Annotated in this window: 10 protein-coding genes; 4 read left to right on the top strand and 6 right to left on the bottom strand. The window is 73.6% G+C overall.

The genetic code is table 11. The annotated features are described in order from the left end of the window. The first annotated feature begins 89 nt into the window (after positions 1-89). Genes ettA through AB0M76_RS08580 form a run of 3 tightly spaced genes read left to right on the top strand, consistent with a single transcriptional unit; the run spans position 90 to position 2,957 of the window. Entirely contained in the window at positions 90-1,754 is a 1,665-nt protein-coding gene (gene ettA / locus AB0M76_RS08590) for an energy-dependent translational throttle protein EttA (protein ID WP_365952179.1), read from the top strand. A gap of 10 nt (positions 1,755-1,764) precedes the next feature. Continuing rightward, on the top strand, positions 1,765-2,241 hold the full coding sequence (locus tag AB0M76_RS08585; RefSeq protein ID WP_365952178.1) for a thioesterase family protein: 477 nt from the start codon (positions 1,765-1,767) through the stop codon (positions 2,239-2,241). Next, entirely contained in the window at positions 2,238-2,957 is a 720-nt protein-coding gene (locus AB0M76_RS08580) for a hypothetical protein (protein ID WP_365952177.1), read from the top strand. Before AB0M76_RS08585 ends, AB0M76_RS08580 begins: the two co-directional genes overlap by 4 nt. 51 nt (positions 2,958-3,008) lie before the next feature. Here AB0M76_RS08580 and AB0M76_RS08575 read toward each other — a convergent pair whose 3' ends face one another. Continuing rightward, positions 3,009-3,413 carry a globin gene (locus AB0M76_RS08575; protein WP_266629170.1) on the bottom strand — a complete coding sequence of 135 codons (405 nt, stop codon included), beginning with the start codon at positions 3,411-3,413 and terminating at the stop codon, positions 3,009-3,011. A gap of 138 nt (positions 3,414-3,551) precedes the next feature. On the opposite strand from AB0M76_RS08575, the gene AB0M76_RS08570 reads away from it, so the two are divergent. After that, positions 3,552-4,571, top strand: a complete 1,020-nt coding sequence (locus AB0M76_RS08570; protein ID WP_365952176.1) for a methyltransferase domain-containing protein — start codon at positions 3,552-3,554, stop codon at positions 4,569-4,571. A 169-nt stretch (positions 4,572-4,740) separates the two neighbouring features. Here AB0M76_RS08570 and AB0M76_RS08565 read toward each other — a convergent pair whose 3' ends face one another. From AB0M76_RS08565 to AB0M76_RS08545, 5 genes are read right to left on the bottom strand one after another with little or no spacing between them, the layout of a single operon-like run. Further along, positions 4,741-5,781, bottom strand: coding sequence for an FHA domain-containing protein (locus AB0M76_RS08565; protein ID WP_365952175.1), 1,041 nt, complete (start codon positions 5,779-5,781; stop codon positions 4,741-4,743). A 53-nt stretch (positions 5,782-5,834) separates the two neighbouring features. Beyond that, the gene (locus AB0M76_RS08560; protein WP_365952174.1) at positions 5,835-7,160 is read right to left on the bottom strand and encodes a VWA domain-containing protein; all 1,326 of its coding nucleotides are present in this window, start codon (positions 7,158-7,160) and stop codon (positions 5,835-5,837) included. 46 nt (positions 7,161-7,206) lie between these two features. Continuing rightward, entirely contained in the window at positions 7,207-8,757 is a 1,551-nt protein-coding gene (locus AB0M76_RS08555) for a protein phosphatase 2C domain-containing protein (protein ID WP_365952173.1), read from the bottom strand. A gap of 3 nt (positions 8,758-8,760) precedes the next feature. Beyond that, the gene (locus AB0M76_RS08550) at positions 8,761-11,529 is read right to left on the bottom strand and encodes a tetratricopeptide repeat protein (protein WP_365952172.1); all 2,769 of its coding nucleotides are present in this window, start codon (positions 11,527-11,529) and stop codon (positions 8,761-8,763) included. Further along, positions 11,526-12,791 carry a hypothetical protein gene (locus AB0M76_RS08545; protein WP_365952171.1) on the bottom strand — a complete coding sequence of 422 codons (1,266 nt, stop codon included), beginning with the start codon at positions 12,789-12,791 and terminating at the stop codon, positions 11,526-11,528. Before AB0M76_RS08545 ends, AB0M76_RS08550 begins: the two co-directional genes overlap by 4 nt. Between the last annotated feature and the right edge of the window lie 69 nt (positions 12,792-12,860).

Raw genomic sequence — 12,860 nt, 5'->3', positions numbered from 1 at the left:
CGCGGGACCATACGGGTTTCCCCCGGGGGATGGACGTACGGCAAGATGGGGTGTATCTGCCCACCCATCGATCTGCCGGACGGTTTCTCTTGGCTGAGTTCATCTACACCATGCGCAAGACGCGCAAGGCGCACGGCGACAAGGTGATTCTTGATGACGTCTCCTTGAACTTCCTGCCCGGCGCGAAGATCGGTGTGGTCGGCCCGAACGGTGCCGGTAAGTCCACCGTTCTGAAGATCATGGCTGGCCTGGAGCAGCCGTCCAACGGTGACGCGTTCCTGTCGCCCGGCTTCACCGTCGGCATCCTCATGCAGGAGCCCAAGCTCGACGAGTCGAAGACCGTTCTGGAGAACGTCCAGGACGGCGCCGCCGACATCATGAAGAAGCTCAAGCGCTTCAACGAGGTCGCCGAGCTGATGGCGACCGACTACTCGGACGCGCTCCTCGACGAGATGGGCAAGCTCCAGGAGGACCTGGACCACTCCAACGCCTGGGACCTCGACGCCCAGCTGGAGCAGGCCATGGACGCCCTGGGCTGCCCGCCCGGCGACTGGGCCGTCACCACCCTCTCCGGTGGCGAGAAGCGCCGCGTGGCGCTCTGCAAGCTGCTGATCGAGGCCCCGGACCTGCTCCTCCTCGACGAGCCCACCAACCACCTCGACGCCGAGTCGGTGAACTGGCTGGAGCAGCACCTCTCGCAGTACAAGGGCGCCGTCGTGGCCGTCACCCACGACCGCTACTTCCTGAACAACGTCGCCGAGTGGATCCTCGAGCTCGACCGCGGCCGCGCGCACCCCTACGAGGGCAACTACTCCACCTACCTGGAGAAGAAGGCCACCCGCCTCAAGGTCGAGGGCCGCAAGGACGAGAAGCGCCAGAAGCGCCTCAAGGAAGAGCTGGAGTGGGTCCGCTCCAACGCCAAGGGCCGCCAGACCAAGTCCAAGGCCCGTCTCGCCCGCTACGAGGAGATGGCGGCCGAGGCGGACAAGATGCGGAAGCTGGACTTCGAGGAGATCCAGATCCCGCCGGGCCCGCGTCTGGGCTCGATCGTGGTCGAGGTCAACAACCTCTCCAAGGCGTTCGGCGACAAGGTCCTCATCGACGACCTGTCGTTCACGCTGCCGCGCAACGGCATCGTCGGCATCATCGGCCCGAACGGCGCCGGCAAGACCACGCTCTTCAAGATGATCCAGGGCCTGGAGGCGCCGGACGCCGGCTCCGTCAAGGTCGGCGAGACCGTCAAGATCAGCTACGTCGACCAGTCCCGCGCCAGCATCGACCCCAAGAAGACCCTCTGGGCGGTCGTGTCGGACGAGCTGGACTACATCAACGTCGGCCAGGTCGAGATGCCGTCCCGCGCGTACGTCAGCGCCTTCGGCTTCAAGGGCCCGGACCAGCAGAAGCCGGCCGGCGTCCTGTCCGGTGGTGAGCGCAACCGCCTCAACCTGGCGCTGACGCTCAAGGAGGGCGGCAACCTGCTGCTCCTCGACGAGCCCACCAACGACCTCGACGTCGAGACCCTGTCCTCGCTCGAGAACGCGCTCCTCGAATTCCCGGGCGCGGCCGTGGTCATCTCCCACGACCGCTGGTTCCTCGACCGGGTCGCCACGCACATCCTGGCGTACGAGGGCGAGTCCAAGTGGTACTGGTTCGAGGGCAACTTCGAGTCGTACGAGAAGAACAAGATCGAGCGTCTCGGCCCGGACGCGGCCCGTCCGCACCGTGCCACCTACAAGAAGCTCACGCGAGGCTGAGGCCGAAATCATGGCCAGACACCACTACCGGTGCCCCCTGCGCTGGGCGGACATGGATGCCTTCGGGCACGTCAACAACGTCGTCTTCCTCCGCTATCTGGAGGAGGCACGGATCGACTTCATGTTCCGCCTCGCGCCGGGGGAGGGCAGCGAATCCTTCACGGGCGGCTCCGTCGTGGCCCGCCACGAGATCGACTACAAGCTGCCCCTCGTGCACCGTCATGAGCCGGTCCTCATCGAATCCTGGGTGACCCGGATAGGCGCCGCATCCCTGACCATCCGCTACGAGGTCAAGGACGAGGCGACCGAGGACGCACCCGAGACGGTGTACGTGCGCGCCGAGACCGTGGTCGTGCCGTACAACCTCGCCGAGGGGCGGCCCCGCCGCATCACGGCCGAGGAGAGGCACTTCCTCGAGAGGTACCTCGACGAGCCGGCCAAGCCGGCCGGCAAGGCCAAGGCCGCCGAAGGGCGCCTGGCGGCATGACCGAGCAGCTGCGCTTCGCCGATTCCGGGGAGGCGGCGGACCTCGCCGCCTTCCTGGGCCGGCTGGTGCACTACGACCGCGCCGCCGCGGTCCGCCTGCAGGCGCAGGCGGGCGGCGGCGCGCTCGCCGTCTTCGGACGGCCGGCGTCCTTCGAGGTGCTGGCCATCCGCACGGTGCGCCTCGCCGCGCCCGTCTCCGGGCCGCTGGACGTGACGGTGTCCGCCGGCGAGCTGCTGGAGTCCGTCGACGAGGCCACCGCGAGCGCCGCCGTGCCCGGGCCGGTCACCGGCCCGCCCTGGACCGGGGTGCTCCCGCCCCGCGGCGGCTGGCGGCAGCTGTCCGGGCTGCCCGGCGCCGAGGAGGTACGGGCCGCCGTGGCGGACTCCGTCGCCGAGTTCCGGGCCCGTGACGAGGCCCTGCCCCCGCAGCACCGGACCCGGTCCGAGCGGGACCGCATCGGCCGCGAGATCTGGTCCCGGACGCTGGGCGACACCGAGCTCCCGCTGCGCGCCGTGCATGCCGCGCAGTCCCTGGGCTTCCTGCGGCCGATCCGGTCGGCCGTGCCGAGCGGTGCCCCCGCACCCGGCGCCCCCGAGCCGGTGGCCCTGCTCGCCTCGGGCGGCTGGCTCCGGCTGCGTACCCCGTACGGCTCGATCGCGATGCGCCGCCCCGGCGGCAACGGCGGCCTGGGCGCCCTCCAGGTCCGGCCGGTCTAGGCTTCCGCTCGGGGTTCCGCGTTCCGCGTACGGGCGCTCGTACCGGTTCTCTTAGCCCGCGGTGTTGATCATCGATGCGGCGGCGTACGTCAGGTACCGCCACAGCTGCGCCTCGTGCTCCGGCGCCAGGCCCAGCTCGTCCACCGCCACGCGCATGTGCCCCAGCCACGCGTCGTGCGCCGCCGCGTCCACCTGGAACGGGGCGTGCCGCATCCGCAGGCGCGGGTGGCCGCGGTTCTCGCTGTACGTGTTCGGGCCGCCCCAGTACTGCATCAGGAACAGGGCGAACCGCTCCTCGGCGGGGCCGAGGTCCTCCTCCGGGTACATCGGGCGCAGCAGCGGGTCCTCCGCGACCCCCTGGTAGAAGCGCCGCACCAGGCGGCGGAACGTCTCCTCGCCGCCCACCTGCTCGTAAAACGTCTGCTCCTGAAGCGTGCCCCGCGGAATCTCATTCACCCGACCATCGTCTCAGACGCCCGGACGGAGGACCGGGGGCTTAGGACCAGCGGCTCCCCCGGCCCCCGGCTCCCGCGACAGGCCCGGCTCCCACGGCCACCGCTCGCCTCCCGGGCCCGGCCGCAGGACAGTGGAGCCATGGGTGCACACTCCGCACGCCCCGCCCACCCCGCGCACGCCGCCCACGCCGAGACACGGGACCTGAGGGACGCCGCCCACGCCGCGCAGGTGCGGGAGCTGACTGCTGCCGGAGTGCTGCAGGATCCCGCCTGGCGCTCCGCCTTCGCGGCGGTGCCCCGGCACCTCTTCGTCCCGTACTTCTTCACCGGCCGAGGCGCCGGCCACGAGCGGCTGTGGGGCGAGGACCCGGACCCGGCCCACCGCGCGCGCTGGCTGCGCGGGGTCTACACCGACGGCCCGCTCGCCACCCGGCTGCGCGACGGCGAACTGGTCTCCTCCAGCAGCCAGCCGTCCCTCATGGCGAAGATGCTGCAGGCGCTGGACGTCCGCGACGGGGACAACGTGCTGGAGATCGGCGCCGGCACCGGCTACAACGCCGCGCTGCTCTGCCACCGGCTCGGCGACGAGCACGTCACCACGGTGGACCTGGACGAGGAGATCACCGAGTCCGCGCGGGCGCACCTGGCCCGGCTCGGCTACCGGCCGACCGTGGTCACCGGGGACGGGGCGCGCGGCTGTCCCTCCCGGGCCCCGTTCGACCGGATCCTGGTGACGTGCACGCTGCCGCTTATCCCGCACGCCTGGCTCGGCCAGTGCCGGCCAGGGGCGCGGATCCTGGCCCCGCTGTCGACCGGGCTGATCGCGCTCACGGTCCGGGACGCCGACCTTGCGGAGGGCCGCTTCCTGCACACCCAGGCGTACTTCGTCCCGCTGCGCGGGGCCAAGGCCTCGCCGACCGCGCCCGGGCTGCCGTACGGGCTCCCGTACGAGCTGGTGGAGAACGAGCGCTTCCAGTTCATGCTCGTGCTGACGGCGGGCGCGCTGCACCCGCGCGAGGCCCTGGACCTGTGGCGCGGCGAGGGCAGGCCGGGCCGCGAGCGGTTCGGGGTGACGGTCAGCACGGAGGGCCAGTGGTCCTGGCTCGACGACCCCCAGGGCCCGTACGTATGGCCCCTGGGGGAGGAGAGCAGGCCCTAAGCGGTCTGGGGGAAGTGGACCGCGCCCCCGCGCCGCCCGGCACGGCACCTCGCCGCGTTGTCGCGGCACCCGAGTACGCCCGGTACGGGGACGCCGCTCCGCCGTGCGATCCACCGCACCGCACGACGCGGAAACGCACCCCACTTCCCCGAGACCGCTTAGCCCTCGCTTAGCCCCGGCGGATGGTGATGGTGGTCCAGGCGCCCACGTGGACGCGGTCGCCGTCGGTCAGGGGGATCGGGACGTAGGGCTGGATCGGGTCCTCGCCGCCGTTGATCGTGGTGCCGTTGGTGGAGTTCTGGTCCACCACCGCCCAGCTGAGGTCGGGCTGCTGGACGAGCACCGCGTGCTGGTGGGAGACGCCCGGGTCCTCCGGGGGCACCGACAGGTCGATGTCCGGGGACTCGCCCGTCGAGGCGCGGCGGCGGCCGATGGTGATCTGGCCGCCGGAGAGCGGAAGATGCTGCTCCGGGGAGTACGCGGGCAGGTTGAGCCCGGCCGCCTCCGGGCCGCTGCGCTGCATCATCGCCATGAAGTACGAGCGGTCGGGGCCGATCGTCGCGCTCCAGGCGCCGGTGCTCTGCGGCGGGAACGGCTGCTGGGGCTGGGGCGGGGACTGGTACTGCTGCTGAGGCTGGTGGGACTGCTGGTACTCGTGCTGCTGCGGGTACTCCGGTTGCCGGTACTCCTGCTGCGGCGGGGGCTGCTGCCGGTACTGCTGCTGGGCCTGGGCCTGAGCCTGGGCCTGGTTCTGCTCGTGCGCCGGGGGCGGCAGCAGCCAGTCGTCCTCGCGCTGCAGCGGCTCCGCCGGCCGGTTGACCCGGGACGGCCGGGAGCCCTGGTACTCGAAGTGGTCCTGGGAGAACGGCGCCGGGGCAGGAGCCGGCGGTGCGGGAGGCGGAGGCGGCGGGGTCGCCCCGGCGCCGGTCCCGCCGACGGCTCCGCCATCGGTGCCGAGCGGCGCGTACGAGGTCGCCGAGCGCGTCAGGAAGTTGTACCGGCACTCCTCGCAGAACGGGGCCATGGCCTCGCGCGGGGTCCGGCACTGGGGGCAGAGCTCAGCCTGGGCGGTCGGCTCACCGGCGGTGGGAGGGTAGCCGTAGCCGTAGGAGGGCGCCGCGGGCGCACCCGTGGCGGCAGCCATGCGGTGGCCGCAGACCTCGCACCAGTCGTCGGAGGCGGACTGGTGCCCGTTCGGGCAGGTCGGCATGGCGGCTCTTCCCCCTTCAGCCTGCGTCATCGCGTCAGGTCTTCTCAGGTCTCTCAGGTCTTCTTCACTCGGACGGTCTGGATCGAACGCGTTTCGAGGGTCATCTCGTCGGCATCCGCGACCTTCGCCTTCAGCCGCACAGTACCCGCCGCGGCATCGACGACATCCACCACCTTCGCGAGCAGTTTGGCCGTGTCTGCGTTTCCGGAGGCACTGGCCAACTGCACGGCACGGCCGAGCTTGGCCGTGGCGCCGTCGACATCGCCCAGTTTGCGCGCTTCCAGGCCCTGTTGGATAGCCTGCGCGAGCTCCGCCTGCCCCGTGTAGTGGGCGACCTGCGGGTTGATGGCGGTGGACGCGGCCAGATCGTCCGTCCACACCGCCCGGACCAGTCCCTGCGCGAGCGTGGCCGACGGTTCGCCCGGCGCGCCGGGGAGGAGGAGCGTGGCCCGGGCGGCCAGCATCTCCTGCCCGACGGACGCGGCCGGGACCCGGACGCACACGTGGTACTCGCGGGACTCGTCGCCCCACGACCCGGTCGGGTAGTCGCCGGCGCGCGGGCCCGCCTGGGTACGGCGGTCGCTGAGGTCCTGGACGGTGGGCGCGACCTGCTTGACGTACTGGATCTCCACGCCGACCGGGGTCCACAGGCGCAGCGCGACGTCCGCGACCTCCTTGCCCATGACGTTCTCCATCATGCGCGTGAAGTCCTCGGTGAGGTGCGCCGGATCGGCCACGATGTCGGCCGAGCCGAGCAGGGCGCTCGCGATGCCGGTGACCTCCTTGACCTCCCAGTCGGTCCCCACCCCGCGGGCGTCGCAGGTGAAGCGGCCCGCGCAGGCCTCGAGGGTGGCGCGGAGCACGGCCGGTTCCTCGTGCTCGTTGCGGCCGTCGGTGAGCAGGATGCCGTGCCGTATGGCGGCCGAGGACTGGCGCAGCAGGCCGTCGGCCAGGCGCAGCCAGGTGCCGATGGCGGTGCCGCCGCCGGAACTCAGGGACCGCAGGGCCTCCTTGGCCTGGGCACGGGTGGCCGGGTCGGCGACGGCGAGGCGGCCCTGGCCGGGGTAGACCTCCTTCGCCACGTGCGTTCCGGCGATGACGGCGAATGCGGTGCCGTCGCGCAGGGTGTCGATCGCGGCGGCGGTGGCCTCGCGGGCGCCGCGCATCTTGTCCGGCGGGTACTCCATGGACCCTGAGCAGTCCACCATGATCACGACGGCGGCCGAGCCGTGGGCGGCCGCCGCGCGGGTGGCGGCGGCGCCGCCGGTGGACGTGACCGTGACGATGGCGTGGACGTCCCGCCCGCCCTCGGGGAGGAACTCGTTCTGGTACACCTCCACGCTGAAGCGCGGGGCGCTCGGCTTGGCGAAGTTCGCCATCGGTTGGACTCCTAGGAGGAGAGGGACGGGGGACGCGGCGGGCGGATCAGCCCTGAGGGCGTACTTCCGCTTCCGTTTCCGATTCCGCTTGCGACTGCTCCGGCCTCGATGCGGCTGCTGCCGACTCTGCTGCTCCCGGCCCGGTCGGCGCGGCGAACGGGACGACGGCGACCGTGACGTTGTCGTGGCCGCCCCCGTCCAGGGCGTGCCCGACCAGGACCTGCGCACTGTGCAGAGGGCGGGTGGCGGCGTCCGCGGGCAGCACCTGGGCCATGTCCTGGGCGGACTCGGCGTAGTTCCACAGGCCGTCGGTGCAGACGACCACCACGCCCGCGTGGTCCGGCTTGAACGTGGCGGTGTGCGGCTCCAGGTCGTACGCATCGGCCCCGAGCCAGCCGGTGATGGCGTGGGCGCGGACGTCGGCGTAGGCCTCGGCCTCGCCCATCAGCCCGGCCGCGACCATCTGCGCCGCCCAGGAGTCGTCCTCGGTGAGGCGTCGCGGCAGCGCGTCGCGGTCGTCGGGGACCCAGTATGCGCGGCTGTCGCCGACCCAGCCGATGGTCAGCAGGCCGCCGCTGACGACGGCGCCGACCAGGGTGCAGGCGGGGGCGTTCTGCGCGCCGGAGACCTCCGGGGCCAGGGCGTTCACGGCGGTGGCCGCCGCCAGGATGGCGTCGTGCATGGCCTCTTGGGGGTGGGCGCCTCGCGGGAGGGCTTCGAGCAGGGCCTCGTTGGCGGCGCCGGCCGCGGCGGCCGATGCCTCGTCGGGGCGGCTGGCGGAGGACACGCCGTCGCAGACGATGGCCACGGTGGCGGCCGAGCCGTCGGGCAGGGCGGTGGCCGCGACCGCGAACGAGTCCTCGTTGCGGTGGTGGCGCAGCCCCCGGTCGCTGACGGCTGCGACGCTGCCGAGCTCCTCCTCGAGGTGGTCCCGCTCCCGCGGCTGGGCGTGCCCGCAGTGCTCGCAGTACCCGTCGGTGTCGACCCGCCCGGACCGGCAGGCCACACAGGTCTTCCCGCCGTCGGCCGCCGCGGGGCTGCTGCCCTGTGCGGTGCCGGAGGCGTACGGGTCCTCGTGCCCGGGGCCGGGGGCGCCGTACGGGGCTTCGGCCGCGCCCCAGGGGGTCCCTTCGGGAGGAGTGGGGGTGCTGCCGGGCCGGTCGTGGCGGATCTCGCCGCCGGCCGCCGGATCGGGCACGCCGCCGTACGCCGGCACGGGCGCCCCGTACGAGGATCCCTGCGGCGGTACGGGGGCGGCCTCGGCAACGGGCGCGGTGACCGGCGGGGCGACCGGCCGCGCGGCGGCAGCCGCGTCGGGCTCGGCGGCCGGCTCCGCCGGTGCGGACCAGCCGGCGGTGTCCCCGACCAGCGTGGGCGTCGCACCGGCCGCGGCACTGCCCCACCCGGGCGCGGGCTCCGCGAGGGCGTACCCGCCGGCCGGACCCGCCGGGAGCGGCGGGATCGGGAGGGTCGGGTTGTCCCGGGACGCGGGAGGGGGCGCGGCGGACACGGGGGAGCCGCAGACGCCGCAGAAACGGTCACCCTCCTCGAGGGGCTCCGCGCAGCTGGGGCAGCCAGACGGCCGATGCATCGACATCACTCACACCCACGTCCGGGGACGGAAACGGTTTGCCCGCTCCACCAGTTCGATCCTGTCCTCGCCCCGCTGCGCCAGCCGCGCGAGTACGCGGTACGAGCGCTCCAGGCCGAAGCGCAGGCCCCGCTCGTCCAGTTGACTGCCGAGCAGCGAGGTCCGACCGGGGTCGGAACCCCGGCTGCCCGACAGTACCCAGTCCAGGGCCGAGCCCAGAACCTCTGTCGACAGCCGCTCGTGACGCACCGCGTCCAGGCCGAACCGCTCCAGCGCCTCCACCTGCGCGGCAGCCGCCGCCAGATCCGGCAGCAGGGCCTCCTCGGGAGACCGGTCGCGCAGGCGTGCCCGTACCGCCGCCACCCGTGCGGCGGTGTAGTGGATCGACGCCTCGGGCACGGACTCCAGCGTGCGCACCGCCCCGGACCGGTCGCCCGCGGCGAGCTGGACGCGGGCCAGCCCGAAGGCCGCGCTCACGAATCCCGGGTCGGTGATCCAGACCAGCCGGTAGTACTCGGCGGCGTTGTCCAGCTGGCCCAGGATCTCCGCGCACAGACCCAGCGCCAGCTTCGGCGCGGGCTCGCCCGGGAAGGCGTCGTAGATGGCGTCGAAGGACAGCGCCGCTATCTCGTCCTCGCCGGTGGCCAGCGAGGCGATCCCGCGGGCCCACACCACCCGCCAGTCGTCCGGATGCCGGGCTTCCAGGTCGGTCAGGGCGCCGCCGGCCGCGGCGAGTTCGCCGAGCTCCAGGCGGGCCCGCAGCTCGCGCAGCCGCAGCTCCGCCGAGTCGGCGGGCGCCGAGCGCAGGGCGCCCAGCAGGTCGCCCGGTGCGGAGGCCAGCAGTCCGGCCAGGAAGCCGGAGTTCGGGTCGCCCGCGTCCACCAGCGGCACCGGCAGGGCCAGCGCCATGCCCCGGGCGTCCAGCGCGGCCAGTTCGCCGGGGCGCACGGCCGGTGGGGGCACCGCCACGGGTCCGGCCGCCTCACCCGCCCCCGGGGCGTGCCGGCCGGCCGGCACCGGGGCCTGGCGCGGAGCCGGGACGGCACCTGCGGGCACCGCTCCGGCCGCCGGGCCGCCGGCCCGGTGGGTCGCCGTGGTCCCGAGCGGCGCCGAGAGGGCCGCCGCCCCCGGGGTCCCCGCAGGGGCAGCGGCCACGGCAGCCGCCGGGGCCGCCGACGGCACCGGCCTGCGCCCGAGCCTGCGTCCCGCCGCGGGAGCCGGCAGAGTCCGCGCCCCGAGCCGGGACACCTCGGCCCCGGCCACGTCGGCGAACAGCCGGGTGTCCAGCACCCGGAGCTCCGGCCCGAAGAGCGTGGAGACCTGCGGCCGCGGGTGGCCCGTCTGCAGGGCGACGACCTCCCGCAGCACGCCCGTCAGCTGGTCCGCCATCTCCTGCGCGGACGAGAACCGCCGGCCTGGATCCGGGTCGGTCGCACGGACCAGCAGCCGGTAGAAGGACTCGTACCGCCCGAACACCTCGATGTGCTCCGGATCCGGCAGCGAATCCACGAACACGTTGGTGTAGCCCTGGAAGTCGAAGGTCAGGACGGCCAGCGTCCGCGCCACCGTGTACAGGTCGGAGGCGACCGAGGGGCCGAGCTCGGCCACCTCCGGCGCCTGGTAGCCCACCGTGCCGTAGATGGCCGACTCCTCGTCGTCCATCCGGCGCACCGCGCCCATGTCGATCAGCTTCAGCTGATCCTGCTGCTGGATCGCGTTGTCGACCTTGAAGTCGCAGTACAGCAGGTTCCTGCTGTGCAGGTGCCCGAGCGCCTCCAGCGCCTCGATCCCGTACGCGCAGGCCTGCTCCACCGGCAGCGGATCACGGCGGCCGTCCGGCCGCCGCCGCTCGTTCGCTATCTCCTTCAGCGACTTGCCGCCGACGTACTCCATGACGATGTACCCGTCCAGCGAACCCGTCCGCTGGTCCAGGTGCTCCACGAAGTTGTAGATCCGCACGATGTTGGAGTGCTCGATCTCCGCGAGGAAGCGCCGCTCCGAGATCGCCGCGGCCATCGCGTCCTGGTCCCCGGTGTCCAGCAGGCCCTTGAGCACCACCCACCGGTCCGACACGGCCCGGTCCACCGCCAGGTACACCCAGCCGAGGCCGCCGTGCGCCAGACAGCCCGCCACCTCGTACTGGCCGTGCACGACCTCTCCTGCGCGCAGCTTGGGCACGAAGGAGTACGGGTGGCCGCACTTGGTGCAGAAGCCCTCGGTCCGGCCCGGCCGGTCCCCGCGGGCCCGGCCCACCGGAGCCCCGCAGTCCGAGCGCGAGCAGAACCGCTTGCGCTCCGGCACCTCCGGGTTCTCCAGCACCGCCGCCGAAGGATCCGGACGCGGCACCTCCGGGACGTTGACCAGCCCGGCGCCCAGCCGGCCGCGCCCCGAGGGCCCGGAGGCCGAGCCCGAACTGCGCACCGACACCGAGCGGCTGGACGCGGCGCCCGGCAGGGAGCGGGAGAGCCGGCCCGACACCGAGCGGCGCGAGGACGAGGAGCGCGAGGACCGTGAGGAGCGCGCCGAGGCCGATGTCGACCCCGAGCGGCCGGACCGGGCCGAGCCGTGCGACCCCTGCGATCCCTGCGACCCGTGCGCGTCGGGGTACCGGGCCGCGCTCGTCATCCCCGTCGGCGGCGAGACCAGCTCCTCCGCGCCCGCCGCGACGGCGCCGATCGGCGCCAGACCGCAGGTGTCGCAGTACAGCCCGCCGTCGCCCATGTCCTCGTACGACCCCGGGCAGTCGGGGCGAACGCACGCGGTTCCGACCAGGCTCATGCGTCCTCCTCTCCCGGCCACTCGGGCCGGTACTGCGGCTGCGGCGGTGCCAGTGACTCGGCCGTCGCCTGTTGGTAGCGCAGTACGGCCTGCTCGGCGGCCCGCAGATCGCAGGGCGCGCTCCACAGCATCCGCCGGGCCGTGTCGTACCGCTCGATCAGCAGCGGATCCTCCGCCATCCCGTGCCGGGCCACCTTCGCCTTGTACGCGTCCAACCGCCCGCGCAGTTCGGCCCGTACCGCCAAGGGAGCCGTCACTGCCGTCAACGATTCGCGGGCCCGGCGCAGTTCCTCCTCGGCCCGCTCCTCCAGCGATTCCAGCAGCGGCGAGAGCCGGTGCCACCGGGCCTGGCGCCGGTACTCGGCCGCGACCGCCAGCTGCTCCTGCAGCGCCGTCGGCGGGCCGCTGACCACCGGCACCTCGGACGCCGCGATCTTCGCCAGCACCTCGCCGCGCGCGGTCCGGGCCTCCGCCAGCGTCCGGTCGGCCCGCGAGAGCACGTCCCGCAGGCTGATCAGCCGCTGCTCGGCGTCCTGCCGTACGGCCAGGACCGCCTCGATCTCCCGGCGTACGTCCTCCAGCGCGACCGCGGCCCGGTCGTAGCGGGTGGTCTCCGGACGGCCGCCGCCGGGCGCGGAACTCCCCGCCACCGGCTGCCAGAACGCCAGCGGATCCGCGATCACCTGCGCCCGCAGCCCCGTCAGCTCGGCGGTGATGTCCTCCAGGTCGTCGCCCGAGGGGTGTTCACCGGGGCGGACCCCCACCGAGTGGGCCAGCGAGCGGGTGCGGTGCAGTTCGGCCGCGAGCAGGTCGATGCGGGCGGGCAGCGCCGACCACACCGAGTCGGCGGCCACCACCACGTCCAGCGAGCTCGCGTACAGCTCGTTCATCCGGGACACCAGCTCGGCGAGCGAGAGCCGCTCCGCCAGCGCCACGCCCTCCGCCGCGGCCCCGGCGATCAGCACCCCCGGCCCGCGCAGCCGCTCGGTCAGCTCGATCAGCTCCTCGCGGCCCGGCCAGCGGTGCCGCTCGCGGATCTCCCGGGCTGCGCCCAGCGCCCCGCTGTAGGCGTCGAAGTACGTCCACAGCCGGGTGATGGCGGCGTCGGCCTGCGCCCATCGCTCCTTGGTGACGCCGGTCAGCCCGGCCCCTTCCAGCAGCCGGCGCCCGGCGTGGTCCTGGAGGGCGAGCAGCGAGGTCTCGACGGCCTCGTGCTCCGCGCCGAGCCGGGCCAGGGCGCGGTCGACGTCGTCCCGGTCCATCACTGCCGACTGCGCTTCCAAAGACCCCGCCTCCGCTTTCCTGACATCGGGCTCCGACTCTGCCACCTG

It is taken from the genome of Streptomyces sp. NPDC051364 (assembly GCF_040682115.1).
Lineage (GTDB): Bacteria > Actinomycetota > Actinomycetes > Streptomycetales > Streptomycetaceae > Streptomyces.
This window is presented reverse-complemented; position numbering and strand designations above follow the sequence as displayed.